The sequence below is a fragment of the Pseudomonas oryziphila genome (assembly GCF_003940825.1).
Taxonomy (GTDB): domain Bacteria; phylum Pseudomonadota; class Gammaproteobacteria; order Pseudomonadales; family Pseudomonadaceae; genus Aquipseudomonas; species Aquipseudomonas sichuanensis.
The window spans coordinates 2,635,959-2,661,869 of the sequence record NZ_CP034338.1 but is presented as its reverse complement, the minus strand read 5'-3'; the positions used below and the strand labels follow the sequence as shown (position 1 = coordinate 2,661,869).

The 25,911-nt window shown below is 66.0% G+C and carries 27 protein-coding genes; 15 read left to right on the top strand and 12 right to left on the bottom strand.

Annotated features, from left to right (window positions below; translation table 11 throughout):
• Window positions 1-86 precede the first annotated feature (86 nt).
• Complete coding sequence (pdxR, locus tag EJA05_RS12430; RefSeq protein ID WP_125858448.1) at window positions 87-1,520, top strand: MocR-like pyridoxine biosynthesis transcription factor PdxR; 1,434 nt, start codon at window positions 87-89, stop codon at window positions 1,518-1,520.
• Here pdxR and EJA05_RS12425 read toward each other — a convergent pair.
• A complete protein-coding gene (locus tag EJA05_RS12425; RefSeq protein WP_125858447.1) occupies window positions 1,513-2,706 on the bottom strand; it encodes a cyanate transporter in 1,194 nt (397 codons plus the stop codon). The genes pdxR and EJA05_RS12425 overlap by 8 nt on opposite strands.
• Window positions 2,703-3,161 (bottom strand): nucleoside deaminase, encoded by a 459-nt coding sequence (locus EJA05_RS12420; RefSeq protein ID WP_125858446.1) that lies wholly within the window; start codon window positions 3,159-3,161, stop codon window positions 2,703-2,705. The genes EJA05_RS12425 and EJA05_RS12420 overlap by 4 nt, the downstream gene beginning before the upstream one ends.
• A gap of 195 nt (window positions 3,162-3,356) precedes the next feature.
• Here EJA05_RS12420 and EJA05_RS12415 point away from each other — a divergent pair, with 195 nt between their 5' ends.
• Complete coding sequence (locus tag EJA05_RS12415) at window positions 3,357-3,794, top strand: carboxymuconolactone decarboxylase family protein (RefSeq protein WP_125463880.1); 438 nt, start codon at window positions 3,357-3,359, stop codon at window positions 3,792-3,794.
• Between the two features lie 82 nt (window positions 3,795-3,876).
• On the opposite strand, the gene EJA05_RS12410 is transcribed toward EJA05_RS12415, so the two are convergent.
• Window positions 3,877-4,887 (bottom strand): AraC family transcriptional regulator, encoded by a 1,011-nt coding sequence (locus EJA05_RS12410; RefSeq protein WP_125858445.1) that lies wholly within the window; start codon window positions 4,885-4,887, stop codon window positions 3,877-3,879.
• Between the two features lie 166 nt (window positions 4,888-5,053).
• Here EJA05_RS12410 and EJA05_RS12405 point away from each other — a divergent pair, with 166 nt between their 5' ends.
• From EJA05_RS12405 to EJA05_RS12395, 3 genes are read left to right on the top strand one after another with little or no spacing between them, the layout of a single operon-like run.
• Entirely contained in the window at window positions 5,054-6,238 is a 1,185-nt protein-coding gene (locus EJA05_RS12405; protein ID WP_125858444.1) for an acetyl-CoA C-acyltransferase family protein, read from the top strand.
• 12 nt (window positions 6,239-6,250) lie between these two features.
• Entirely contained in the window at window positions 6,251-7,099 is an 849-nt protein-coding gene (locus EJA05_RS12400) for a 3-hydroxybutyryl-CoA dehydrogenase (protein WP_125858443.1), read from the top strand.
• Window positions 7,100-7,109: 10 nt separating this feature from the next.
• Window positions 7,110-7,697 carry a TetR/AcrR family transcriptional regulator gene (locus EJA05_RS12395; RefSeq protein WP_110995767.1) on the top strand — a complete coding sequence of 196 codons (588 nt, stop codon included), beginning with the start codon at window positions 7,110-7,112 and terminating at the stop codon, window positions 7,695-7,697.
• Here the strand turns inward: EJA05_RS12395 and EJA05_RS12390 are convergent.
• Window positions 7,694-8,683 (bottom strand): bile acid:sodium symporter family protein, encoded by a 990-nt coding sequence (locus tag EJA05_RS12390; RefSeq protein ID WP_125858442.1) that lies wholly within the window; start codon window positions 8,681-8,683, stop codon window positions 7,694-7,696. The genes EJA05_RS12395 and EJA05_RS12390 overlap by 4 nt on opposite strands.
• Before the next feature lie 133 nt (window positions 8,684-8,816).
• On the opposite strand from EJA05_RS12390, the gene ampC reads away from it, so the two are divergent.
• From ampC to EJA05_RS12370, 4 genes are all read left to right on the top strand, one after another.
• Window positions 8,817-9,956: a class C beta-lactamase gene (gene ampC, locus EJA05_RS12385; protein ID WP_125858441.1), complete on the top strand. Its 1,140-nt coding sequence runs from the start codon at window positions 8,817-8,819 to the stop codon at window positions 9,954-9,956.
• Window positions 9,957-9,958: 2 nt separating this feature from the next.
• Window positions 9,959-10,582: a glutathione S-transferase family protein gene (locus tag EJA05_RS12380; protein ID WP_125463874.1), complete on the top strand. Its 624-nt coding sequence runs from the start codon at window positions 9,959-9,961 to the stop codon at window positions 10,580-10,582.
• Between the two features lie 308 nt (window positions 10,583-10,890).
• Window positions 10,891-11,223: a hypothetical protein gene (locus tag EJA05_RS12375; RefSeq protein ID WP_110995763.1), complete on the top strand. Its 333-nt coding sequence runs from the start codon at window positions 10,891-10,893 to the stop codon at window positions 11,221-11,223.
• A 239-nt stretch (window positions 11,224-11,462) separates the two neighbouring features.
• Window positions 11,463-11,885: a group II truncated hemoglobin gene (locus EJA05_RS12370; RefSeq protein ID WP_125858440.1), complete on the top strand. Its 423-nt coding sequence runs from the start codon at window positions 11,463-11,465 to the stop codon at window positions 11,883-11,885.
• Here the strand turns inward: EJA05_RS12370 and EJA05_RS12365 are convergent.
• The 4 genes from EJA05_RS12365 to EJA05_RS12350 all read right to left on the bottom strand — a co-directional run bounded on the left by EJA05_RS12365 (window position 11,876) and on the right by EJA05_RS12350 (window position 14,066).
• Window positions 11,876-12,181, bottom strand: coding sequence for a hypothetical protein (locus tag EJA05_RS12365; protein WP_125463871.1), 306 nt, complete (start codon window positions 12,179-12,181; stop codon window positions 11,876-11,878). The genes EJA05_RS12370 and EJA05_RS12365 overlap by 10 nt on opposite strands.
• Before the next feature lie 140 nt (window positions 12,182-12,321).
• Window positions 12,322-12,510, bottom strand: coding sequence for a hypothetical protein (locus EJA05_RS12360; protein ID WP_125463870.1), 189 nt, complete (start codon window positions 12,508-12,510; stop codon window positions 12,322-12,324).
• Window positions 12,511-12,650: 140 nt separating this feature from the next.
• Window positions 12,651-12,971 (bottom strand): YbjQ family protein, encoded by a 321-nt coding sequence (locus tag EJA05_RS12355; RefSeq protein WP_110995759.1) that lies wholly within the window; start codon window positions 12,969-12,971, stop codon window positions 12,651-12,653.
• Window positions 12,972-13,181: 210 nt separating this feature from the next.
• On the bottom strand, window positions 13,182-14,066 hold the full coding sequence (locus EJA05_RS12350) for an EamA family transporter (protein ID WP_110995758.1): 885 nt from the start codon (window positions 14,064-14,066) through the stop codon (window positions 13,182-13,184).
• Window positions 14,067-14,328: 262 nt separating this feature from the next.
• Between EJA05_RS12350 and EJA05_RS12345 the strand changes: the two genes are divergently transcribed.
• Both EJA05_RS12345 and EJA05_RS12340 read left to right on the top strand, forming a co-directional pair.
• On the top strand, window positions 14,329-15,726 hold the full coding sequence (locus EJA05_RS12345) for a purine-cytosine permease family protein (RefSeq protein ID WP_125858439.1): 1,398 nt from the start codon (window positions 14,329-14,331) through the stop codon (window positions 15,724-15,726).
• 438 nt (window positions 15,727-16,164) lie between these two features.
• Complete coding sequence (locus EJA05_RS12340; RefSeq protein ID WP_125858438.1) at window positions 16,165-17,472, top strand: phosphate ABC transporter substrate-binding/OmpA family protein; 1,308 nt, start codon at window positions 16,165-16,167, stop codon at window positions 17,470-17,472.
• Between the two features lie 3 nt (window positions 17,473-17,475).
• Here EJA05_RS12340 and EJA05_RS12335 read toward each other — a convergent pair whose 3' ends face one another.
• Both EJA05_RS12335 and EJA05_RS12330 read right to left on the bottom strand, forming a co-directional pair.
• Window positions 17,476-18,810 carry an ATP-binding protein gene (locus EJA05_RS12335; protein ID WP_125858437.1) on the bottom strand — a complete coding sequence of 445 codons (1,335 nt, stop codon included), beginning with the start codon at window positions 18,808-18,810 and terminating at the stop codon, window positions 17,476-17,478.
• Window positions 18,807-19,514 (bottom strand): response regulator, encoded by a 708-nt coding sequence (locus EJA05_RS12330; RefSeq protein WP_178125851.1) that lies wholly within the window; start codon window positions 19,512-19,514, stop codon window positions 18,807-18,809. Before EJA05_RS12330 ends, EJA05_RS12335 begins: the two co-directional genes overlap by 4 nt.
• 157 nt (window positions 19,515-19,671) lie before the next feature.
• On the opposite strand from EJA05_RS12330, the gene EJA05_RS12325 reads away from it, so the two are divergent.
• On the top strand, window positions 19,672-19,980 hold the full coding sequence (locus EJA05_RS12325; RefSeq protein ID WP_125858436.1) for a hypothetical protein: 309 nt from the start codon (window positions 19,672-19,674) through the stop codon (window positions 19,978-19,980).
• Window positions 19,977-20,636, top strand: coding sequence for a DUF3313 domain-containing protein (locus EJA05_RS12320; protein WP_125858435.1), 660 nt, complete (start codon window positions 19,977-19,979; stop codon window positions 20,634-20,636). Before EJA05_RS12325 ends, EJA05_RS12320 begins: the two co-directional genes overlap by 4 nt.
• Before the next feature lie 55 nt (window positions 20,637-20,691).
• Here EJA05_RS12320 and EJA05_RS12315 read toward each other — a convergent pair whose 3' ends face one another.
• Window positions 20,692-22,926, bottom strand: a complete 2,235-nt coding sequence (locus EJA05_RS12315; RefSeq protein WP_223811915.1) for a TonB-dependent siderophore receptor — start codon at window positions 22,924-22,926, stop codon at window positions 20,692-20,694.
• Between the two features lie 325 nt (window positions 22,927-23,251).
• Here EJA05_RS12315 and EJA05_RS12310 point away from each other — a divergent pair, with 325 nt between their 5' ends.
• Window positions 23,252-24,241: a TerC family protein gene (locus EJA05_RS12310; RefSeq protein WP_125858434.1), complete on the top strand. Its 990-nt coding sequence runs from the start codon at window positions 23,252-23,254 to the stop codon at window positions 24,239-24,241.
• Between the two features lie 112 nt (window positions 24,242-24,353).
• On the opposite strand, the gene EJA05_RS12305 is transcribed toward EJA05_RS12310, so the two are convergent.
• Window positions 24,354-24,647, bottom strand: a complete 294-nt coding sequence (locus EJA05_RS12305; RefSeq protein ID WP_125858433.1) for a DUF1330 domain-containing protein — start codon at window positions 24,645-24,647, stop codon at window positions 24,354-24,356.
• Between the two features lie 78 nt (window positions 24,648-24,725).
• On the opposite strand from EJA05_RS12305, the gene ribBA reads away from it, so the two are divergent.
• On the top strand, window positions 24,726-25,847 hold the full coding sequence (gene ribBA / locus EJA05_RS12300; RefSeq protein ID WP_125463846.1) for a bifunctional 3,4-dihydroxy-2-butanone-4-phosphate synthase/GTP cyclohydrolase II: 1,122 nt from the start codon (window positions 24,726-24,728) through the stop codon (window positions 25,845-25,847).
• Window positions 25,848-25,911: the final 64 nt, after the last annotated feature.

Here is a 25,911-nt window from a genome sequence, read left to right as displayed (position 1 = left end):
AGCAAGGGCCGCCCGTTCGGCCCTCTTGCAGCTTGCCGCGCGAACCCCGAAGCTTTGACACCCTTGCACTTCGGACACAGCCCTCGATGGAACTGCACATCCGCCTCGAAGGCCGCAAAGGCCTTGCCGACCAGCTCTACCAGCAATTGCGCGCCGGCATCGACAGCGGCCACCTGGCTGCCGGCACCCAGCTGCCGCCAACGCGCCTGCTGGCCGAGCAACTGGGCGTATCGCGCAAGACCGTGGCCGAAGCCTACTCGCGCCTGACCTACGACAACCTGCTCAGCGGCGTGGTCGGCCGCGGCACCTTCATCACTACTCGCCAACCCATACAAGCCGACGCCGCCGAGGCCATCCCGCTGGCCGCTGCCGACGCCCTCGAGCGCTGGCGCCTGCGCGCCACGGTGCTGGGGCGCCGCGCGCTGGATGCCCCCTCGCGCTATGACTTCATCGGCGGCGCCTCAAGTAAGGCGCAGTTCCCCTACGACCAGTGGCGCAGCTGCCTGCAATACGCCCTGCGGCGCAGCCAGCGGCACACCGATCGGCAGTTCTCGCCGCAGGGCTTGCCTGAGTTGCGCGAAGCCATCGCCCACCACATCGCGTTCGCCCGGGGCGTGCACTGCAGCGCCGCCGATGTGCTGGTGTGCAATGGTGCCCAGCAGGCCCTGGACCTGATCGCCCGGGTGCTGGTCGAGCCGGGCTGCAAGGTGGCCATGGAGGACCCCGGCTACCCACCGGCGCGGCAGCTGTTCCTGGCCCTCGGCGCACAGGTGCAGTCGGTGCCCGTGGACGATGAGGGGCTGTGCGTGGAACAGATCGAGGCCGGCACCCGGCTGATCTACGTAACCCCCTCGCACCAGTTCCCGCTGGGCATGCCCATGGGCACACGGCGGCGCCAGGCGTTGCTGGCCCGGGCCGCCGCGCTGGGTGCGCTGATCATCGAGGACGACTACGACTGCGAATTCCGCTACCAGGGGCCGGCCGCCGAGGCCTTGCAGCGCCTGGACCGCCACGGGCTGGTGGCCTATGTCGGCACGTTCTCCAAGACCTTGCTGCCCGAGTTGCGCCTGGGCTATGCGGTGCTGCCACCGGCGGTGCTGCAGGCCGCCTGCGTGGCCAAGCACCTGACCGACTGGCACAGCCCGAGCCTGCAGCAATGGGCCCTGGCGCGCTTCATTGGCGAAGGCCATCTGAGCAAGCACATCCGTCGCTGCCACGAGGTATACAGCGCCCGCCGCGAACGGATCCTGGCGCGCCTGGGCGGCGACCTGGCGCCCTGGTTCGAGGCGGTGCCGGCCAGTGCCGGCTTCCACCTGAGCGCCCTGGCCAAGCCGAGGGTCGATGTAGAGCTGCTGATCAACCTGGCGCGCAAAGTCGAGGTGGGGCTCTATTCGTTGGCGCCGTTCTTCAGCGAGGCCCCGGTACGCCCGGGGTTGCTGCTGGGCTTCGGCGCCATCGAACTGCTGGATATCGACCCGGCGCTGGACCGGGTCCGCGATACCCTGCAGCGTCTCAGCTGAGCGCAGCAGCGCCTGCCTGCCCTGGCCGGGCGATGGCCCGGGCATAGCCACCCGGGGCGAAGCACGCGGTGACCAGCAGCATGGCCAGTACGGTGCAGGTCAGCAGCGTCCAGGACGCCTGGAAGTCGCCGCTGACATCGCGCAGCCAGCCGGTAATGTACGGCACGATACCGGTGACGATGAACCCCACGCCCTGGACGAAGGCCGCCAGGCTGCCGGCTTCAGCCGGTGTGCGCAGGTGTTCGAGGGTCAGTGTCAGGCTGAGGCTGAAGCACGCGCCCAGGCCCAGGCCGATCATCGCCACCCACAGGCCCATGGCGCTGGCCGGCGCCAGCAGCAGGCCAAGGAAGCCGCCCAGCTGGATCAGCAGCGCCAACCACAAGCCAGGCCGACGATCTACCAGGCGGCGCAGCAACAGCGGCAAGCCGAGGGCGCCGGTCACCTGGAAGATGGTCATCAACCCCACCAGCTCACCACCGCCCTGGGCCGTGCCGCCATGCTCCAGGTGATAGGCCGGTAGCCAGGCGACCATGCTGGTGTAGCCGCCATTGATCAGGCCGAAGTACAGCGCCAGCAACCAGGCGCGGCGATTGCCGAACCAGTGCCCGCCAGCCGTGCCTGCCAAAGCGGGGGTGGCCTGGCGTGGCCGCAGGGCAATCCAGGCGACCACGGCCAGCAACGCGGGCAAGGCCCAGACGCCCAGCCCCGCCTGCCAATGGCCAAAGTGCGCGGTGATCGAGGGGCCCAGCACCGCTGCAAGGCCGCCACCGGTCATCAGGGCTGCCGAATACAAGCCCATGGTCGCCGCCAGCCGCGTGGGGAACCAGCGGTTGACCAGCCCCGGCATCATGCCCTGCACCAGCGCCACCCCCAGCCCGGCGACCACCGCACTGGCGATCAGTGCCCAGGCGCTGTCCAGTTGCAGTCGCCACAGGCAGGCCAGGGCAATCGCCGCCAACCCGGCGAGCATGCCGCCATGCTCGCTCAGCCAACGCCGCAGCCACGGCTGCAACAGCGGCACCAGCCCCATGCACAGCACCGGCAGCGCCGTCAGCAATGCCGCCTGCTGGTAACCCAGGCCGGTGCTCTGGCGCATGGGCTCGAGCAGTGGCCCGATGCTGGTGAGGATCGGCCGCAGGTTGAGTGCCAGCAACACCACCAGCAACAGGTTCAGCGCGCCCCTCATGCCTGGCTTGCCTGCTGCCATTGGGCATACAGGCCCGCTTCGCCAGCGGGTTTGAGCGGGCGCAACGGCAAGCTTTGCTGCTGCGGCGGGCGGGCCATCTGCGCGTACACTGCGGCGGTGGACAGCCCGTAGGGCTCGCCCTCGTCGTTGCCATAAGCGAACCAGGCACGTTCGACACCGCACAGGTGCATGGCCGCCAGGCACATCGGGCACGGGTGGCCACTGGCATAGATCTCGGCACCGTCCAGGCGTGCCCGGCCCAAAGCCTGGGCGGCCTGGCGGATGGCCTGCATCTCGGCGTGGCTGGTCGGGTCCTGGGTGCTGTGAATCTCGTTGACGGCGCGGGCGATCACCTGGCCCTGGTACACCAGCACGGCACCGAACGGGCGGCCACCGGCCTGGATATTGGCGCGGGCCAGGTCGAGGGCCTCGCGCATGAAGTGTTCTTGGGACATGAATCGGTACTCCGCAATTGACCCGGCCATTATCCCGGCTTGGCCGCAGCGGTAGAAATGAAGAGATTGGATGCACCTCAGTGGCCAGGCGAATGGCGGATTGGCCTCCTGGCAAAGCGTGGGATTGGCTATTCGGCGCGCTGCCGGGCGGCGTTAAGGTGGCTACACGCCTCAATACCTTCCCGGAGAACCACCATGCACGAACGTATCGAATGGGCCAAAGCTGCCCCAGAAGCCTACAAAGCCATGGTCGGCCTCGAGCAGGCCCTGATCCAATCGGGGCTGGAGCATTCGCTGCTCGAACTGATCCGCCTGCGCGCCTCGCAGATCAACGGCTGCGCCTACTGCGTCAACCTGCACGCCAACGATGCACGCAAGGCCGGCGAGACCGAAGCCCGCCTGCAGACCTTGAGCGTATGGCGTGAAACCCGCTATTTCACCCCGCGCGAGCGAGCCGCCCTGGCCTGGGTCGAGAGCCTGACCCGCCTGCCCGAGCATGGCGCGCCACAGGGTGAATACGAGGCGCTGCAGGAGCACTTCGAGCCCAAGGAAGTCGCCAACCTGACCCTGGCCATCGCCACCATCAATGCCTGGAACCGCTTTGGCGTGGGCTTTGCGATGGTGCCAGCCTGAGGCTTAGCCGTAACTGGGGCCGCTGCGCGCCCCAGCAGGCTCGAATCAAACACAAATTCATCACATCTCAGCAGAGATGGCCCTAAACCACTCTAAGCCTGGCCCGGTAACTACCCGGGCTCTGCCCGGTCCACTTCTTGAACGCCCGGTGAAACGCGCTGGGCTCCTGGAAGCCGGTCTGCTCGGCAATCTCGGCAATGCTCAGGCAACCCTCGCGCAGCAGCTCGAAGGCCATCGCCCGACGCACTTCGTCCTTGATCTGCTGGTATGAACGCCCTTCGCGCTCCAACTGGCGGCGGAAGCTGCTGGCACTGAGCCGTTGCCGCTCGGCCATGGCGTTCAGGGTTGGCCACTGCCCATAGTGCCGGGCGCGCAAGTGGCGGTACACCTCCGCCACCAGCCCGTTCTGATTGCGAAAGCGGATCACCAGCCCTTGGGGCGCACTGCGCAGGAACGTCTTCAGGGCAGGCAGATCCTGCATCACCGGCAAGCGCAACCAGGCGCTGTCGAACTCCACCTCGGTGCGGCCACTGCCCAGGCGCAGGTCCGGCCCCCACAGCAAGGCGTCGTCCTCCTGGGCCGGGCGCGTCAACGCAAGCTCGGTTCGGTCGATGGCGATGCGCCGCCCGGCCAGCCAACACAGCAGGCCGACCACCAGCACCAGGTAGGTTTCCTCGGCGTACACCCGGGTCAGCGGGTCTTCGATGCTCGACTGCACGCTGATCACCGCACGCGCACCGCGCACCGTGACACTGCCGCGCAGGTCACGCAGAAACAGCGCAAAACTGCTCAGGCACTGACGCAAAGCCTTGTCCAGGTTGGGCTCCTGGATCAACCCACGGCAGATCAGGGCGAAGCTGCCAAGCGGCATGCCGTGGCTGTCGAGATGAAAGAACTCATCGTTGAGCTCGTCGATCAACGCCAGCCACAACTGGGCGAAGGCCTTGGCCGGTACCCGCGCCTGGGGCTGGGCCAACAACCCAGGCTCGATGCCTACCGCGCGCAGGTGGGCATCGCGCGCCTGCGGGCGCTCGCGCAAGGCGTGGAGCATGGCGTTGAGAAAGTACACCGCGACCGTATCGCTATCGCGCATGGCTGAAGTTCGCTGTCTATGCTGAGTGGCAAAAAATGCCAGGTTGACTGAACAGATCCGGCATAGGCCGCCTTGAGGCCTTTGCCTAGACTCGATCCACCCTGAGGCGGCGCCATTCTCGCAGAGCCGGCCCCCGCCCCGCCATGTCTTTGCAAACGGAGCCTTTATGAGCAGCACAGAAATCTACGTCGTCAGCGCGGTGCGTTCGGCCATCGGCAGTTTTGGCGGTTCGCTCAAGGACCTGCCGCTGGCCGACCTGGCCACCCAGGTAACCCGCGCCGCCATTGAGCGCTCGGGCGTGAGCGCCGAGCAGATCGGCCACGTGGTGATGGGCACCGTGATCCCCACCGAACCCCGCGACGCCTACCTGAGCCGCCTGGCCTCGGTGAATGCCGGCGTGCCCAAGGAAACCCCTGCCTTCAACGTCAACCGCCTGTGCGGCTCGGGCCTGCAGGCCATCGTCTCGGCCGCCCAGGGCCTGTTGCTGGGTGAAAGCGACATCGCCCTGGCCGCCGGCGCCGAATCCATGAGCCGCGGCCCGTACCTGCTGCCACAAGCCCGTTGGGGCGCGCGCATGGGTGACTTGCAGGGTATCGACTATATGGTCGGCATCCTGCAGGACCCGTTCGAGCACTTCCACATGGGCATCACCGCCGAGAACGTCGCGGCAGCCCATGGCATCACCCGCGAAATGCAGGACGAAGTGGCCCTGACCAGCCAGCGCCGCGCCGCCCGCGCCATTGCCGAAGGCCGCTTCGACAGCCAGATCGTGCCGATCGAGATCAAGACCCGCAAAGGCAGCGTGCAGTTCAGCGTCGACGAAAACGTGCGTGGCGAAGCCAGTGCCGAGCAACTGGCCGGCATGAAGCCTGCGTTCAAGAAAGACGGCAGCGTCACCGCCGGCAACGCCAGCAGCATCAACGACGGCGCCGCCGCCCTGGTGCTGGCCACCGGTGAGGCCGTGCAGCGCCTGGGCCTGAAGCCGCTGGCACGCCTGGTGGCCTACGCCCATGCTGGCGTCGAACCTGAATTGATGGGCCTGGGCCCGATCCCGGCGACCAGGAAAGTGCTGGAAAAGGCCGGCCTGAACGTCGCCGACCTGGATGTGATCGAGTCCAACGAAGCCTTCGCTTCCCAAGCCTGCGCCGTATCCCGCGCCCTGGGCTTCGACCCGGAAAAGGTCAACCCCAACGGCTCGGGCATTTCCCTGGGCCACCCGGTTGGCGCCACCGGCGCGATCATCGCCACCAAGGCGATCCATGAACTGCAGCGTGTGCAGGGCCGCTACGCCCTGGCCACCATGTGCATCGGCGGCGGCCAGGGTATCGCCGTCGTCTTCGAGCGCGTATAAGGAGCCGGCAACATGACTATCGAACAGATCGCCGTGATCGGTGCCGGCACCATGGGCAACGGCATCGCGCAGGTGTGCGCGGTGGCCGGCTACCAGGTGCTGCTGGTGGACGTGTCCGACGCTGCGCTGGAGCGTGGCGTGGCCACCCTGGGCAAGAACCTCGAGCGCCAGGTCAACAAGGGCACCCTGGATGCAGGCACCGCAGCGGCGGCGAAAACCCGCATCCGCACCAGCACCGACTACGCCCAGCTGGCCAGCGCGCAGCTGGTGATCGAGGCGGCCACCGAGAACCTGCAGCTCAAGCAACGCATCCTGCAGCAGGTGGCGGTCAACGTCGGCAACGACTGCCTGATCGCCACCAACACCTCGTCACTGTCGGTCACCCAACTGGCCGCCAGCATCGAGCACCCCGAGCGTTTCATCGGCGTGCACTTCTTCAACCCGGTGCCGATGATGGCCCTGGTCGAGATCATCCGCGGCCTGCAGACCAGCGACAGCACCTACGCCCAGGCGCTGCTGGTCACCGAAAAGCTCGGCAAGACCCCGATCACCGCCGGCAACCGTCCGGGCTTCGTGGTCAACCGCATCCTGGTGCCGATGATCAACGAGGCCATCTTCGTGCGCCAGGAAGGCCTGGCCAGTGCCGAGGACATCGACACCGGCATGCGCCTGGGCTGCAACCAGCCGATCGGCCCGCTGGCCCTGGCCGACCTGGTGGGCCTGGACACCTTGCTGGCGATCATGGAGGCCTTCCATGAGGGCTTCAACGACAGCAAGTACCGCCCTGCCCCGCTGCTCAAGGAAATGGTTGCCGCCGGCTATCTGGGCCGCAAGAGCGGTCGCGGCTTCTTCACCTACTAAGGAGCAGGCCATGCCCCCGGTCAACGCGGCGATGCGCTGCGCCAACTTCGAAGAGCGGCGTGACAGGGCCATGGCGCTGTTCGCCGAAAAGGGCTTCGGCCAAGTCAGCATGCGTGAGCTGGCGGCGCACGTGGGGCTGACCGCGGGCTCGCTGTACCACCACTTCCCCAGCAAGCAGGACCTGCTCTACGACCTGATCGAGGAGCTCTACGAAGAGCTCCAGGCCACCCTCGACCAAGGCCGCAGGGCCTTGGCCAAGGGCAAGCCGGTGCTGGCCTGCCTGATTGCCGCGCACTGGCAGTTGCATGGCGAACGTCCGTTGCAGTTCCGCCTGGCCGAGCGCGACTTCTGTTGCCTCAGCGAGGCACAGCAGGCGCGCCTGCTGCTGTTGCGCGAGCGTTATGAGGCCGGCCTGCTGCGCCTGATCGCCCCGCAAGCACGGCTCGAAGGCGCCGCCCTGGCTGCCACCGGGCATGTGCTGGCGACCCTGCTCAACCAGCTGCCAGGCTGGCTGCGCGAGCGCGACCTGGGCGAAGCGCAAGGCCTGGCGCTGATGGAGAGCCTGGTACTGGGCGGCATCGAGCGTACCCTCGGCTAGCCCGCGATCGCCGCCTCACCTGCGGTGTCCCGCGCGGCATAACGCTGCGCCAGCACCGCGCAGACCATCAGCTGGATCTGGTGGAACAGCATCAATGGCAGGATCATCGCCCCGATACCACTGCCCACGAACAGCACCTGGGCCATGGGCACGCCGGTGGCCAGGCTTTTCTTGGAACCCGCGAACAGGATGGTGATGCGGTCTTCCACGCTGAACCCCAGCACCCGCCCGAGCACGCGGGTGCCCAACAGCACCACCGCCAGCAGGATCCCGCACACGGCGAACAGCCCGGCCAGGTGTTGCGGCGACACCGTGTGCCACAGACCAGTGACCACCGCTTCGCTGAACGCGGTGTAGACCACCAGCAGAATCGAGCCCTGGTCGACCAGCTTCAGCCAGCGCGCATTACGCTTGACCCAGTCACCGATCCAGCGCCGAGCAATCTGCCCGGCCACGAACGGCACCAGCAACTGCAGGGTGATCTTCAGCACCGCATCCAGCCCCGAGCCGGTATCGCCGGAGGCACCAAGCAGCATCATCACCAGCAACGGCGTGAGGAAGATCCCCAGCAGGCTCGACGCCGCCGCGCTGCAGATTGCCGCTGGCACGTTGCCGCGAGCCAGCGAGGTGAAGGCGATGGCCGATTGCACCGTGGCCGGCAGCGCGCACAGATAGAGCACGCCCAAGTACAACTCGTTGCCCACCAGCGGCACGAACAATGGCTTGAATGCCATGCCCAAGAGTGGGAACAGTACGAAGGTGCAGGAGAACACCAGCAGGTGCAGGCGCCAGTGCCCGGCACCGGCGATGATCGCCTCCCGCGACAGCTTGGCGCCGTGCAGGAAGAACAGCAGGCCGATGGCCAGGTTGGTCAACCAGCCGAACAGCAGCGCGCCCTCGCCGGAACAGGGCAGCACGGTGGCAATCAGCACCACCCCGAGCAAGGCCAGGGTGAAATTGTCGAACAGCATGCGCAGATACTTCATCACAGGTTCCGTCTTGTCATTGTGCAAGGCCAGACGATAAGGTTTCGGGCCTTGCGCCGCTAACGCTGGAACCCCTGCCAGTGTCGCGCAACGGACACCACCTTCCCGCCCCTGACAAGGACAGCCCTTTTCGATGATCCGCACCCACCGCGCACTGCTTACCGCCGCCCTGGCGCTCGTGGCACCACCACTGCTGGCCGATGACCTGCAAAGCCAGGTCGATGGCATCATCCAGCCGCTGATGCGCGAACAAGGCATCGCCGGCATGGCCGTGGCGGTCTACGCCAATGGCCAGTCGCATTACTTCAGCTATGGCTGGGCCAACAAGCACGACAAACAGCCCGTGACCCGCGACACCCTGTTCGAGATCGGCTCGCTGAGCAAAACCTTCACCGCCACCCTCGCCGCCCTGGCCAGCGCCGAAGGCAAGCTTGACCTCAACGCCCCCGCCAGCCGCTACCAGCCGGCCCTGGCCAATGCGCCAATCGGCAGCGCCAGCGTGCTGGAGCTGGGCGCCTACAGCGGCGATTGCCTGCCGCTGCAGTTCCCGGACGAGGTGCAAACGCCCGAGCAGACCCTGGCCTGGTTGAAAAACTGGAAACGCGTTGCCGAGCACGGCACCCAGCGCTGCTATTCGAACCCGAGCCTGGGCCTGTTCGGTGACCTCGCCGCCCGTTCGCAGCAGCGCCCTTTCGCCGATCTGATGAGCCAGGAGCTGCTGCCACGCCTGGGCCTCAAGCACACTTATCTTGAGGTTCCGGCCAAGGAGCGCGGGCTCTACGCCCAGGGCTACGATGCTGCCGACAAACCGGTGCGGGTGAATCCGGGCCCTTATGCCGACGAGGCCTACGGCATCAAGACCAGCGCCAGCGACCTGCTGCGCTACGTGCAGTTGCAGGTGCAGCCCGCCGAGCTCGACCCGGCCCTGCGCAAGGCCATCGCCATCACCCAGGGCGGCTACTTCCAGGTCGGCGCAATGACCCAGGGCCTGGGCTGGGAGCGCTACCCCTATCCGGTCACGCTCGACACCCTGCTGGCCGGCAACGGCGCGAAAATGATCCGCGAGCCCCAGGCCACCCGTGCCTTGAGCCCATCAGCGCCTGCCGAACCTGCCGCCTGGTACAACAAGACCGGCGCTACCGGCGGCTTCGGTGCCTACGCGGCCTTCGTGCCCGCCAAGCAGATGGGCATCGTCCTGCTCGCCAACCGCAACTACCCCAACGAGGAACGCGTGCGCGCCGCGCAACGCATCCTCTCCAGCCTGGAGCAATGAGCATGTTGAAGATCCTTGGCAAGGCTTCGTCGATCAACGTTCGCAAGGTGCTGTGGACCTGCGCCGAACTCAACCTGCCGTACCAGCGCGAAGACTGGGGCAGCGGCTTCCAGGCCACCGACACGCCCGCGTTCCTGGCCCTGAACCCCAACGCCATGGTGCCCGTGATCGTCGATGGCGATTTCGTGCTGTGGGAGTCCAACAGCATCCTGCGCTACCTGGTCAACCAGTACGACGGCGGCCACCTGTACCCGTCGGCGCCACGCGCCCGGGCCGCCGTGGACCAGTGGCTGGACTGGCAGGCCACCGATCTCAACGACGCCTGGCGCTACCCGTTCATGTCGCTGGTGCGCCAGTCGCCAGCCCACCAGGACCCGGCACAGCTGGCCGCCAGCAGCGCGTTGTGGAACGCCCGGATGGGCCTGCTGGAGCAACGCCTGCAGGTCACCGGCGCCTACATCGCCGGTAGCGATTTCAGCCTTGCCGACGTGGTCATCGGCCTGTCGCTCAACCGCTGGCGCCGCACCCCGCTGGAGCACCCACAGCTGCCGGCGCTGGAGGCCTACCATGCCCGGCTGCGGCAACGCCCGGGCTTCCTTGAGCACGGCGATAACGGTTTGGTCTGACAGCAAATGCAGGATTGTCGGACAACATGTAGTGACTAAAAATATTCACTACAAACCTATTGACGCCCTTCCCGGGCCTTGGGCATGATGAGGCCGTCTCCCTGATCGGGAGCGGTGGCAAGGGTGTTCCAGACGGCTTGCGCGGTAACGCAGGCCGTCCGTGGAGAGGGAAACTGCCCAGAAGGCAGCGTGAGAAAGCCCCTGTTGCGATGCTGCTGTAGCAGCTTTGGTTAGTGCGCTACATGTTGTGGCGCCGAATGTGAACTTCACAACGAACTTCACCCAACGAATAGGGTAATGGGGGCTTTATGATGAACTTGAACAACAATCCAACCATCGACCAATTGGCCCAGCTGTTCGCCGCGCGCAAGGACAGCCTCGACGACCATCTGCTGTGGGTCAGCCAGTCCGGCGAAGTACGCCTGGACCGCCTGCCGCCGAACACGGTCGAAAACGAATTCGAATCGCACATGCCCAGCATGCGCGCCCGCTTCAAGGTCTACCGCCGTGGCCAGGGCTACGTCGGCAAGAAGGCCGCCGCCGACACCGGTTTCGTCGGCCGCGTGCTGCAGACCCTGCAACAAGAATGGCCCGGCGCCCGCGAGCACCAGGCAGTCAAGGTGATCGACACGCTGAACTGACACACCCCGTCGTCCACCACAGCTTGAGCCCGGCCCCATAAGGCCGGGCTTTTTCATGCCTGCTAGGGTCTGTGTGAAAAGTCTTGAGACGAAGGTCAGGCAAGGCGAAAACAGCCGAGGAAGCGGAGTTTACGGGTTGTAAATGAGCATTCCGAGGCTGTTTTCAACGCAGCATCACCGAGTATCAAGGCTTTTCACACAGAGCCTAGAATGGCCGCTTCTGTGCAGCGGAGCATCAAATGATCACCCCCACCTACGGCACCGACGATGCCTCCTACCAGGCCGCTGGCGGCATCGATGGCCTGCGCCGGCTGGTCGACGATTTCTATCGGTTGATGGATGAGCGGCCGGATGCCGCGCCCCTGCGGCGCATGCACCCGCACGACCTGTCTGCTTCGCGCGACAAGCTGGCGTGCTTTCTCAGTGGCTGGCTGGGCGGGCCAAGTCTGTACAGCGAGCGCTATGGCTCGATCGCCATTCCGTCGTTTCACGCGCAATGGCCAATCGACGAAAGCCACAGTGCGCAGTGGCTGGACTGCATGGCCCGGGCCATTGCCCTGCAACCCTGGCCCGTGGACTTTGCCGAATACCTGTTGCGCCAGCTACGGGTGCCCGCCGAACGCATCGTCCAGGCCAGCCGCAACCGCCACCCTCAGGCCTGAAGCCGGCGCGGCGCCTGCACGGGCAGCGGCAAGGCGCCCGTGGCCAGGGCGCGGGCCCGGTCCACGCCCCACACCAGCGCGCGGGTCATGGTCTCGCCGGGGCGCGCCGGGTAGTACTCCTCCACCAGCGCCCTGCCCCCCTGGGCATACACCCCCAGGAACATCTGCGTGGCACCCAGGCGCGACAGACGCACCTGCACCTCGATGCAGGTGCCGTCGCTCAGCGCCTCGTCGTGGCTGCGGCTGTGCAACTGTGGGTCGGCCCACTGCCAGTAGGTTTCTTCCCTGATACGCATTGAATCGGTACTCCCTGAGTGAATCGCGCAAGCAAACCACAGCGGCGGGCCTGCGACGAGCACGACCCTGCGTTGCCATGCGCAGGATCAATGAATGCAAAAAAAACCCCGCCGTTGGGCGGGGTGTTGGTTGCGCAGGTTCACTTTTTCGGCGGTAGCCGCGGGGTGAAGCGACCCTTCTTGGCGCGCTGCAGGTGCGCCGGTTGAAGCTGCTCCGACTCGTCCAGGGTCATGTTGGCGAAACCCAGCCGGAACGCCGACTGGCCGCACCACACCTGATTGTTGATCGGAAATGAATCGTTCAAGTCTTCGACGTAGGATTCGTTCATGCCCGTGACTCCCTCCAATGCTGACCGCGCCGGCAAACAGCGTGTTTGCCCAAGTGAAGCGGCGGCCTGATGAAGTGAGACTAGCCGGTCATTTGCAGACCAGTCGGACAAAATCCCCTGGTCCGACCAATGGCATTTTGCTATTTCAGGCGCACCGCCGTGCCGGTGGCGAACACCACGACCATGCCGCCCTGCACCGACGGCATGCTGATCTCGAAGTCCACACCCAGCACTGCATCGGCTTGCAACTGCCGTGCCCGCGCCTGCAGCTCCTCGGTGGCCTGCTCGCGGGCCAGCTTCAGTGCGCCTTCCAGGGTCTGCGAACGGCCGCCGAAGACGTCGCGAAAGCGTGCGAAGAAATCGCGCACGAAGTTGATCCCTTGCACCGATTCGGCGCTGACCACGCCGAGGTACTCGGCAACCGGGCGGCCTTCGAGTTGGCTGGTGGTAGAGATGATCATGGGCTGCTCCGTTGACATGGCAAAAGAGGCCGAGTCTAACAGAGGGTGTGCGGCATCGCCGGCAAGCCGGCTCCCACAGGGACAGCGCCTGGTTTGAGGCTCGTGCGGTCGGTGTGGGAGCCGGCTTGCCGGCGATGAGGCCAGAACAAGCAATACAAGACAGTTGCTACCGCACCAACCCCGCAATACCGACCTATGCCCCCTGAAGCCCTACGCGCTGGCCGCCTTCAAGCGCTGCCCCAGCCGTGGCCCGAACACATTGATCAGCAGCCCCAGCATCACCAGCAAGCCCCCCCAGACCTGCATCTGGCTCAAGCGCTCGCCCAGCAGCAACGCCGAGGAACTCAGGCCGATCACCGGCACCAGCAAGGAAAACGGCGCCACCTTGCCCGCCGGATGGCGCGACAGCAGCGTGCTCCACAGGCTATAGCCGATCATGGTGGCGACGAACGCCAGGTAGGCCAGGGCCAGCACCGAGCTCCAACTGATGTTGAGCAGTGCATGGGCGATCAGCTCCGGCCCTTCCAGCCACCACGACAGCGCCAGAAACGGCAGCGGCGGGATCAGCCCGCCCCAGATCACCAGCGCCACCAGGTCGACCTTGCCGAAGCGCCGGGTGATGATGTTGCCCATGCCCCACATGGCGCCGCCGCACAGGGTCAGCAGCAAGGCGATCAGCGGCACGTGGCTGCTGTGCTCGCTGCCGATCACCGCCAGCCCCCCGGCCGCCACCAGCAGCCCGAGCACACTGGCCAGGCGCAGCCGCTCACCGAGGAACAGCGCGGCGAAACCGAGGGTAAAGAACGCCTGCGATTGCAACACCAGCGACGCCAGCCCCGGCGGCATGCCGCTGTACATGGCCTGGAACAGGAAGGCGAACTGCCCCAGGGATATGGTCGCACCGTAGGCGATCAGCCAGCGCCACGGCAAATTCGGGCGCCGTACCAGCAACACCGCCGGAAACGCCACCAGCAGAAAGCGCAAGGCACCCAGCAGCATCGGCGGCAGGCCGTCGAGGCCGACCTTGATGACCACGAAATTGACGCCCCAGGCGATGATCACCACCAGGGCGATCAGCAGGTCCTTGAGTGGCATGGCACGCTTTCCTTCTTCAGGCTTGTTCTAGACATATTTCGTTACAGCATAAGGCGGTTGCAGGCCCAGGGACCAGCACAGTTGTGTGCCGACCTTGCGTAACAGTGCGCTGTATCGGCTCCATGGCAGTAGGAAAAATCGGCCGCAAGCTTCACTTGACCGGACTTGTATAGACATGCTCAGATCAAGCCTCGGCCATCTGCCCTGCGTCCTGCCGATAGCCGCCGCCTTTCACAAAAACAACGAAGCGGAGCCCTCCCCGATGTCCAGCAAACCTGTGATCGAGCGGCGCTCGATCGACTACATCCCCGAAACCGAACGCCATGGACGCGTCTACAGCCAGTTCACCCTGTGGCTGGGTGCCAACCTGCAGATTACCGCCATCGTCACCGGCGCCCTGGCCGTGGTGCTCGGCGGCGATGTGTTCTGGTCGCTGATCGGCCTGTTCATCGGCCAGCTGATCGGCGGCGCGGTGATGGCCCTGCATGCCGCCCAGGGCCCGCGCCTGGGGCTGCCGCAGATGATCTCCAGCCGCGTGCAGTTCGGGGTCTACGGCGCCGCCATCCCCATGGTGCTGGTGTGCCTGATGTACATGGGCTTCACCGCCACCGGCACGGTGCTGTCCGGCCAGGCCATCGGCCAATTGCTCAGCGTCAGCGACAGCACCGGCATCCTGCTGTTCGCCGGGGTGATCGTGCTGGCGACCCTGGCCGGCTACCGGGTGATTCACTGGATCGGCCGCGTGGCCAGCGTGCTGGGGATCATCGCCTTCGTCTATCTGTTCAGCCGCATCCTGATGCTGGCCGACATCAGCGAGCTGCTCGCCAACCGTCATTTCAGCTGGGCGACTTTCTTGCTCGCGGTCTCCCTGGCGGCGTCCTGGCAGATCGCCTTCGGCCCCTATGTGGCCGACTATTCGCGCTACCTGCCCAGCAACACCTCGCCCCTCAAGACGTTCCTCGCCGCCGGCCTGGGTTCGGTGCTCGGCGCCCAGGCGTCGATGGTCCTGGGGGTGTTCGCCGTCGCCATCGCCGGCGGGCAGTTCTCCGGGCGTGAAGTGGCCTATATCGTCGGCCTGGGCGGCGCCGGCACCACGGCGGCGCTGCTGTACTTCTGCATCGCGTTCGGCAAGGTGACCATCTCTACGCTCAACAGCTACGGCAGCTTCATGTGCATCGCCACGATCATCAGCGGTTTTCGTGGCCACCTGTCGATCAGCCGCGCCCAACGGCTGGTGTTCGTGCTGGCTATCGTCGGCGCCGCCACGCTGGTCGCCCTGCTCGGCCAGCACTCGTTCCTCACGGCGTTCAAGTCGTTCATCCTGTTCCTGCTGACCTTCTTCGTGCCCTGGAGCGCGGTGAACCTGGTGGATTACTACTTCATCACCAAGGAGCGCTACGACATCCCGGCACTGGCCGACCCCAATGGCCGCTATGGCCGCTGGAACTGGCCGGGAATCGGCGTGTACACCTTCGGCGTGCTGGTGCAGATGCCGTTCATCGACACCAAGCTGTATACCGGGCCCATGGTCGCGCACCTGGGCGGCGTGGATGTGTCCTGGCTGATCGGGCTAGTGGTGCCGAGCGTGCTGTATTACTGCGTTGCCCGGCGGCGGGCCAGTGAGGCGCCGACCCACATCATCGTGCCTGAGGCGCGCTGATTTGGCGGGAAGTTCGGTGAGGACCACCAGGGGCTCGCCGATGTTTTTGCAGCGCCTATGAGATCGAGCGCCGCCCGCGCGGCGCTTCGCGGGTAAACCCGCTCCCACAGTTTGTTTCGGGCCAATTATTCCTGGGAAAGTACCGGCGCCTGCCTTGGTGAATGCCTTGAGCCCTGTGGGGCGGCGGCAACGCCCACACTGAAACCGCGTCGTACCAACAAGGCGGACCAGGTGATGGCACAGAAAAGACTGGCCCGAAACAAACTGTGGGAGCGGGTTTACCCGCGAAGCGCCGCGCGGGCGGCGCTCGATTTCACAGGCGCTGCAAACCTGTCGCCATACACTTGAAGGCATAAAAGCCAGCTGCCGCTCCCTGTCATCCAACAGTCACGCCCCTGTCGTAATCTGCGGCGCAACTCTGTGCCAAAGGTCCCCGGCATGCACCGCCTGTTCACCCTCCTGCTCTGTCTGATCCCCGCCCTGGCCGTGGCTGAACCTGTGCAACTACGCCTCCAGGGCTCCAACACCATCGGCGCCGCACTGGGCCCGGCGCTGGTGCGCGGGCTGCTGCAGGCGCAAGGCGCCAGTGCGATCGACAACCAGCCCGGCGCGGCAGTCAACGAGACCGTGATCCGCGCCCAGAGCCGCAACGGCCAGCCGCTGCGCATCGACATCGCCGCCCATGGTTCGAGCACTGGCTTTGCCGCCCTGGCCCGGGGCGATGCCGACCTGGCCGCCGCCTCGCGGCCGATCAGCGACCGCGAAGCACAGCAGCTGCAAGCCTTGGGCGACCTGCGCGGGGCCGGTTCGGAACAAGTAATCGGCCTGGATGGGGTGGCGGTTATCGTCCACCCCGACAACCCGCTTGCGCAATTGACCACCGTGCAACTGGCACAGATCTTCTCCGGCCAGCTCTCACGCTGGGAGCAGTTGGGGGTGCCCGGCGGCGCTATCCACCTGTACGCCCGCGACGACCGCTCGGGCACCTTCGAGACCTTCAAGGCGCTGGTGCTCGACCCACGCCACGGCGAACTGTCGGCCCAGGCCCGGCGCTTCGAATCCGCCGACGCCTTGGCCGAACAGGTCAAGGCCGACCGCCAGGCCATCGGTTTCAGCGGCCTGGCCACGGTGCACGGGGCCAAGGTACTGGCGGTGGCCGACGGTGACGCCGCCGCCCTGCCACCCAGCCGCGCGCTGGTGGCCAGCGAAGACTACCCGCTGTCGCGGCGCCTGTTCTTCTACCTGCCGGCCAACGCGATCCCCCAGGCCCGGGCCCTGGCCGAATTCGCCCAGAGCCCCGCCGGCCAGGCCATCGTCGCCGAGCAGGGCTTCGTCTCGCAGCAGATCAAGGCGCTGCCGGTGCCGGCGCAAGCGGACATGCCCGTGCGCTACCTGAGCCTTGCCCGCGAAGCCAACCGCCTGACAGTCAACTTCCGATTCCAGGAGGGCAGCGCCGGCCTCGACAACAAGGCCCTGCGCGATGTGCAGCGGGTCGGCGACTACCTGCGCCAGGCCGGCAAGTTACAGCGCAAGGCGGTCCTGGTGGGCTTTGGCGACCCCAAGGAAACCCCAGGGCGCGCCGCCCTGCTCTCGCGCCTGCGGGCCATGGCGGTACGCCGTGAACTGGCGCGCCAGGGCGTGGAGGTCAAGGAGGTGACCGGCATGGGCGACGAGCTGCCGGTCGCGGGCAACGAGCTGGAACAGGGGCGCTTGCGCAACCGCCGGGTCGAGGTCTGGGTGTACTGAGCCTCAGCGGTAGTCTGGCAGCTCGATCCGTGCCACCAGCCCCGCGCCCCGGCGGTTGTGCAAGGTCAGCTCGCCACCCTGCTCGCGTACCATTGCCCGCGCCGCCGACAAGCCGAGGCCGACGCCGCCGGTATGCCGGTTGCGTGAGCCCTCCAGGCGGAAGAACGGCTCGAACACCTGCTGCAATGCCGCTTCGGGAATGCCCGGCCCCTCGTCGCTGACCTCGATCAGCACCCGATGGGCCTCACGGCTCAAGGCAATGCGCGGGGCACGCGCATACTTGATCGCGTTCTCCAGCAGGTTGACCACCACCCGCTTGAGCGCCAACGGCCGCCCCCAATGCACCAGGTGTGCGGGGCCGCTGAAGTCGACATCGATGTGCTGGTCGCAGTAGTCGTCGAGGATGGTCTGCAGCAGCTCGGACAAGTCGAACACCGTCGCCTGCTCCAGTTGCGTGCCTTCGCGGAAGAACGCCAGGGCCGCGTTGATCATCGATTGCATCTCGTCGACATCGCGCACCAGCTTGCGCTGGTGCTCCAAGTCCTCCATGAACTCGCTGCGCAGGCGCAGGCGTGTCAGTGGTGCACGCAGGTCATGGGAGATGGCCGCGAGCATCTGCGTGCGTTCGCGGACGAAATGCTGGATCTGCGCCTGCATGGTGTTGAACGCCACGATGGCCTGGCGGATCTCCTGCGGCCCCTCGATATCGATGGGCGGGGCCTGCAGGTCGCCGCCGAAGCGGCGCGCCGCGCTGGCAAAACGCTGCAGCGGGTTGGCCAGTTGCCGCGTGGCCAGCCAGGCCACCAGCAGCGTGGCGATCAGCCCCAGGCCGAGGATCACCGCAATCCGTGCCGGCGCGCTGAGCCCCCAGCTGCGCTCGGGCGGGACGAACGACAGCCAGCTGCCATCGGCCAGACGCACCAGTGCGCCGTAATGCGCCTGGGCGCTGCCCGCTGGCCAATCCGAGGGGTTGAACGCCTCGATCGTCCTGCCCTGCCCCAGCAATGGCCGCAAGGCCGGGATCCGCTCGGCCTCCACCGCCATGCCCGCAGCAGGCAGCCCGAGTGCGTCACGCTGGCTGCTCCAGATCACCTGCAAGCCCGGGTTGCTCGCCGCCTGCGCCAGTTGCCCGCGCAACGGTACCGGCGCCGCCTCCAGCAGGCGCGTGGTCACGGCGATCTGTTCGAGCAGGCCGGTGCGTTCGATCGGCGGGCGCGCCCAGGTGCCGGCCACCTGGACGAACAGCGCATTGAGCGCCAGCGACGCCAGCATGGCGGCGAAGATGGTCAGGGCGATCCGCCAGCGCAGGGTGTCGCGTCGCAACAACCGGCCGATCATGAGCGGGTGACCTTGGCAGTGAACAGGTAGCCGCCGTTGCGCACGGTGCGGATCAAGTCCGGCCGCTTGCTGTCCGGCTCGATCTTGCGCCGCAGCCGGCTGACCTGCACATCGATGCTGCGGTCGAAGGCGTCATGCCCCTGGCCACGGGTCAGATCAATCAATTGTTCGCGGGTGAGGATGCGCTGCGGGTGCTCGAGGAACACCACCAGCAGGTCGAACTCGGCGCCGGACAACGGGATCATCACCTGCTCGGGCGAGCGCAGCTCGCGACAGGTGACATCCAACTGCCAACCGGCGAAGCCGATCAGCGGCCGCACGGCCTCGGCACGGGGCAACTGGCCACCGGCCCGGCGCTGCACGGCGCGCAGGCGGGCCAGCAGCTCACGCGGGTCGAAGGGTTTGGTCAGGTAGTCGTCGGCGCCCAGTTCCAGGCCGACGATACGGTCGCTCAGTTCGGCCATGGCGGTGAGCATGACGATCGGTATGCCGGTCTGGGCACGGACCTTCTGGCACAGGCTCAGGCCGCCCTCGCCCGGCAGCATCAGGTCGAGGATGATGATGTCCGGGGCTTGCCGGGCAATGGCCGCCCACATGGCCTGGCCGTCGGCGGCCAACTCGACCTCGTAGGCATGCTGCATGAAGAACTGCTTCAGCAGGGCCAGGATTTCCACGTCGTCGTCGACGATCAGCAGTCTGCTCACGGTCACTGGGTCCAGAAAAAGGACGTATCTAAAACCATTGCGCGGCTGCGGTCATTTATTTCAACCGCGTAACATTTCTACAGTGTGGACATCACGCCGACATTCGCCGGCAAACAACCTGGGGCACCCTGCAGGCCTTCGATCACAGGGGGCACCGATGAACGTCTCGCACCGCAGCACCAGCACCGAGGGCCCTGCCCTGATCCTCAACCAGCGCACCAGCACCCGTGGCGACGGCGCAGCCCTGACCATCCAGCAGGCGAGCCTTGAACTGGGCGAGCACAATGGCCAGATCGTCCTGCGGCGCTACTTCGAACATTACAGCCCGGCGCACGGCGAATGGGTGGAATACAGCCATACGGTGACGGCGAACGAACTCATCCACTGGATGATGGCCAAGGGGCAACTGCACATCGAGCATTCGCCACAGGACCCGGCGGCCGTCGCAGCCGGGGGCCAGCCATGAAGCGCATGCCTGCCCGTGCCGTGCTGCTGACCTGCGTATTGGGCGTGTCTGCGTGCAGCAGCAAGACGCCGCCGCCTGCCGGCTACCTGCCGGACTACAGCGTGCTCAGCCCGCACCCGACGCCTTCGGGCGGCACCGCCCTGACCTGGGTCGACCCTAAACTGCCGCGCGGCCGCTATATCCAGGTGTACCTCGCACCAAGCCAGCTCTACCCTGCGCCCACGCCGACCGCTCGCATCCCACAGAGCACGCTGGCCAGCATCACCGGCTACTACGACGCGGCGCTGCGCAACGAGCTGGGCAAGGTCATGACCGTGGTCGAGCGCCCAGGGCCGAACACCCTGGTGATCAAGCCGGTCATCAGCCGGGTCGACGCCCATACCCAAGGTTTGCGCTTCTATGAATGGCTGCCGGTCACCCTGGTTGCGGCCGGGGTGAGCAGCGCAGCAGGCTGGCGAGACCTGGACAGTGAAATTGCCAGCGAGCTGCGTTTCGAGGCGGGCACCAGCGGCAGAATGATCGGCGCGGCGGTACTCACCGGTACTGGCGTGCCGCTGGAAAACGACAGCCAGCCGATGACCGCCGACAACGTCAAGGCCGTGCTCGATGGCTGGGCCAGCGACGTGCGCCAGACGTATGCCGTCAAGCATCGGTGATCGACTGCGCACGCACGGGGCAATCCCGGTACGTGCGCAACAGGCGAGGTCAGGCTCAGAAGGCGTAGCGGGTGGTCAGCATGAAATTGCGCGGATCACCGTAGAAACCACCGTTATAGAAGCCCAGGTTGTTGAAGTACTTCTTGTCGGTGAGGTTGTTGCCGTTGAGGGTCACCGACAGCTGCTCGGTCACCTGGTAGCGGGCCATGGCGTCGAGGATCAGGTAGTCCGACTGGGTGTAGCGAATGGTCTGGTCAGCCGCCACCGGGCTGTCGAGGTCCTTCCACACCTTGCTCTGCCAATTGGCCGAGCCACCCACGGTCAGCTTGTTCCATACCCCGGGCAGGCGGTAGCTGGTGGACAGGCGCAGCAGGTTCTCCGGTTCGATGGTGGAGATCTTGTCGTGCTCGCCATCGCGGGTGATGCGGTGGGTGAAACCGCCTTGCACCTGCCAGTTCGGCGTCAACTCACCCGCCAGCTCAAGCTCGAAGCCTCGGGTTTTGGCGCCCTGGATCGAGCGGTAGATGCCGCGGTTGGTGGTCGGGTCAGTACGGTCGAGCTCCGCCAGGTTGTCCTGCTGCACTTCGAACACGGCAAGGCTGGCGTTCAGGCGGCCATCGAAGAACTCGCCCTTCAGGCCCAGCTCGTAGGCATCGCCCTCCTCCGGCTCGATCATCTTGCCGCTGGCGTCCTGCTCGCTTTCGTGCGGTTTGAAGATGCTGGTGTAGCTGCCGTACACCGACCAGGTGTCGTCCAGGTCGTAGACCAGGCCGGCATAGGGCACCACCACGCCGTTCTCTTCCAGGTCCTGGGTCTTGCTGCGCTCGCCGCTGGTGGTGTCCAGGCGGGTGCTGTCGAGCTGCCAGTTGGACAGGCGCCCGCCGAGGATGATCGAGAGCCGGTCGGTGGGTTTGAAGCGACCGGTCAGGTAGGCGGCATCTTCGCGCAGACGGGTATCGACCTTAGACAGCGGGCGGCCCCAATCCTGTTCGGGGTAGTCGCCGCTCCATTGGTAGATGTTGGCGCTGCCGAACAGGAACGGCCAGCTCTCTTCATGGGCCCGGGTGTCGCGGTGGGAGATCCCGGCCACCAGCTCGTGCTCACGGCCGAGCATCTGGAACGGCCCGCTGGCATACAGGTCGTAAGCGTTCTGGTCGGTCTGGTAGCGGTAGCGCCCCAGCCACACGCCCATGCCGGCACCGGTGGCCGAATCCGGATAACCACTGGCAGCAGAGCCCAGGGTGATTGGTGAATCGGTCTCGCTGCGGGTGGCCGAGGCCTTGAGGGTCCAATCGTTGGCCAGGCGCTGCTCAAGGGTGACGAACAGGTTGTCGGCGGTGTTGTCCCAGGCGCTCCACTTGGCCCCCGGGTTGAACGAGCGCGACATGCCGAAGGCATTGCCCTTGTTGTCCAGCAGGGGCGTCGATGGCCCCCAGGAGGAACCCTCCGGGCGGTTGGTCTGACGGCTCAGGCCAACGCTGAGCAGGGTATCTTCGCTCAGGTCGGTTTCGACGATGCCGTACATCACCTGTTTCTTCTCGGACAGGTTGTCCATGAACGACTGGCCGTCTTCATAGGCCGTGACGAAGCGCCCACGCACATTGCCTTCGGGGGTCAGCGCGCCACCGATGTCGAATTCACCGCGGTAGGTGTCCCAACTGCCGGCACCCAGCGACACATAGCCCGACAGCTCGCGAGTAGGCCGCTTGCGCACCAGGTTGACGGTCGCCGAGGGGCTGCCGAAGCCACTGAGCAGGCCCGTGGCGCCACGCAGCACCTCTACCCGGTCGTAGATGACCATGTCGGTCTGGTCGATGCCGTTGCCGAAACGGAATGCCGCCGGGATGCCATCGACCTGGAAGTTGTCGATGTCGAAGCCACGGGCCTTGAAGCTGGCGCGGTTGCTGTCGAGCTTGTTGACGGTGACGCCCGGGGTCTTGCCCAGCACATCGCTGATACTGGTGAGGTTCTGGTCATCCATCTGCTGGCGGGTGATCACGCTCACCGACTGCGGCGTCTCGCGCGGCGACAGCGCCATGCGCGTGGCGGTGCGGGTGGCGCCAGTGGTGTAGGAGCCGCTGCCTTCGGTGGTTTCACCCAACGACGAGTCGGTGATGGAGGTGGCGCCCAGCTCCAGGGGGCCCGTGCCGCCGGCCTGCTCGGCCCAGGCCATGCCGACCGGCGTGGCGAGGGTGGCGGCGAGAATGGCCAGGGCCAGTGGATGGCGCTGGCGGACGGTGGTGGCGTTCCCTGCCCCTTGAACCGTGTTCAGAGAGTGCTGCTGTTGCACGCTTGTCGACCCCTAGTGTGTTGTGAAGCTCGGTACGTAAGGGGCTAATCACTGACATTTTTTATGCTTGTACATGCGCAACGCTATGTGGCGCGCCCGTTCTGCGACGGCTGCGGCGCATCCTAGGGTTTTTACGAATTTTTTACAATTGCTAATGATTCGTAATAAATTCCCCGTCGGAAAAGAAATGTAACAGCCCTGCCATCGGCATCCCCGGCATTCAGGGCTAGCCTCAAGGCCATGTGATGCCGGGCCCCTCTGACGGTTTGCGCCGCCATGTCGGAATCACTGTTGCCTGGCAACATCGACAATCAAGGAGGGGCTCATGACAGCTCTGCATGCATTTCTCGTTAACCCATTCCTCGGTACCAGCACCTGGTTGTGGCTGGTGTTCATCGCAATCGTCATCGCCTTGCTCGTGCTTGACCTGGGTGTGCTGCACCGCCAGGAACGCGAGATCGAAATGCGCGAAAGCCTGCTGCTGTATTCCGGCTACTTCAGTGTCGGCGTGCTGTTTGGCGTGTGGGTCTGGCACGAGCTGGGCGCGCAGTCGGCGCTGGAGTTCTACACCGGGTTCCTGGTGGAGCAATCGCTGTCGATGGACAACGTGTTCGTCATGGCGATGATCTTCAGCTTCTTCGCCATCCCCCGCCGCTACCAGCACCGCGTGCTGTTCTGGGGCATCCTCGGGGTGGTGGTGTTGCGGGCGATCATGATCGGCGTGGGCGCGGCACTGGTGCAGCACTTTGCCTGGGTGCTGTACATCTTCGGCGCCTTCCTGCTGTTCACCGGGGTGAAGATGGCGCTGTCGAAGGACGACAGCCACCCTGACCTGGCCAACAACCCGGTGCTGCGCTTCGTGCGCCGGCACATGCGGGTTACCGAGCAGATCCACGGCCCGCGCTTCTTCGTGCGGCTCACCCCGCCCGGGGAGCAACAGGCCCTGCGCTACGCCACACCGCTGTTCCTCGCCCTGGTTTTGATCGAGCTGGCCGACCTGGTGTTTGCCGTCGACAGCGTGCCGGCGATCTTCGCCATCACCCAGGACCCGTTCATCGTCTACACCTCGAACATCTTCGCCATCCTCGGCCTGCGCTCGCTGTACTTTGCCCTGGCGGCGTTGATGCACCGCTTCGTCTACCTCAAGTACGCACTGGCGATGGTGCTGATCTTCATCGGCTGCAAGATCTTCTGGCACGGGCTGGTGGGCAAGGTGCCGGCGGGGGTGTCGCTGGGGGTGACGTTCGGGCTGTTGCTGGGTGGGGTGCTGCTGTCGCTGCTGCGTACCCGCGGGCAGGCGAAAGAAGACGTGTGAATGGGGCCCTTCGCGGCACAAGGCCGCTCCTACAGAGGATCGCGGACTCCTGTAGGAGCGGCCTTGTGCCGCGAAAGGGCTGCAAAGCAGCCCCAACCAAACAGATACCCACTCAGGGCTCAACCCCCTCGACAATGATCACCTCCGCCTTCGCCACCCCCTGGCGGTGGCGGCAAGCCTCCTGATACAGGTCCGAGCGATAGCACGCCAGCGCCTGCTCATACGAATCGAACTCGATCACCACGCTACGCTGGGGAGTGGGCCGCCCCTCCATCGCCTCGCTGCGCCCGCCCCGGGCAAGAAAGCGCCCACCGAAGGCAACGAACGCCGCCGGGGCGCGCTGGGTGTACTGCTGGTACTGCTCGGGGTCGCTGACGTCCACATGGGCGATCCAGTAGGCCTTCATCCGTCGTACTCCTGCTTCAGGGATATTTATGTATGATGGTATACCATAATAATCACCCCATCACCGTGAGCGTGCAACATGGCATTCAACAGCATCGAAGAACTCCTCGAGGACTACCGGCAGGGCAAGATGGTCCTGCTGGTGGATGACGAAGACCGCGAAAACGAGGGCGACCTGCTGATAGCCGCCGAGCGTTGCGACGCCCAGGCCATCAACTTCATGGCCCGCGAGGCCCGTGGCCTGATCTGCCTGACCCTCACCGACGAACACTGCCAGCGCCTGGGCCTCGAGCAGATGGTGCCGGCCAACGGCAGCGTGTTCAGCACCGCTTTCACCGTGTCGATCGAGGCCGCCAGCGGCGTCACCACCGGCATCTCCGCCGCCGACCGGGCCCGTACCGTGGCCGCCGCCATGGCCGCCGATGCCCGCCCGGAAGACCTGGTACAACCCGGCCACATCTTCCCCCTGCGTGCCCGTGAAGGCGGCGTGCTGACCCGCGCCGGCCATACCGAGGCCGGCTGCGACCTGGCCCGCCTGGCCGGCTTCACCCCGGCCTCGGTGATCGTCGAAGTGCTCAACGACGACGGCACCATGGCCCGGCGCCCGGACCTGGAAGTGTTCGCCGCCCGGCACGGGATCAAGATCGGCACCATCGCCGACCTGATCCACTACCGCCTGAGCACCGAGCAGACCATCAAGCGCATCGGTGAGCGCGAACTGCCCACCGTGCACGGCACATTCCGCCTGGTCACCTATGAAGACCGTATCGAGGGCGGTGTGCACATGGCCATGGTCATGGGTGACATCCGCCGCGAGCAGCCGACGCTGGTGCGCGTACACGTGATCGACCCGCTGCGTGACCTGGTCGGCGCCGAGTATGCAGGGCCCGCCAACTGGACCCTGTGGGCGGCGCTGCAGAAGGTAGCCGCGGAAGGCGCCGGGGTGGTGGTGATTCTCGCCAACCATGAGTCTTCCCAGGCGCTGCTGGAGCGTGTACCGCAACTGACGCAGCCGCTGCGCCCCTACCAGCGCGGCCAGTCGAAGGTGTATTCGGAAGTCGGTACCGGTGCGCAGATCCTGCAGGACCTGGGCGTGGGCAAGCTGCGCCACCTGGGGCCGCCGCTGAAGTATGCGGGGTTGGCGGGGTATGAGCTGGAGGTGGTGCAGAGCATTCCGTTCGAGCCTGGGATGGTTGGCTGAAGCACGCCCTCGCAATGAACCAACCCGTGGGAGCGGGCTTGCCCCGCGATTGCGCCCGGCGTCA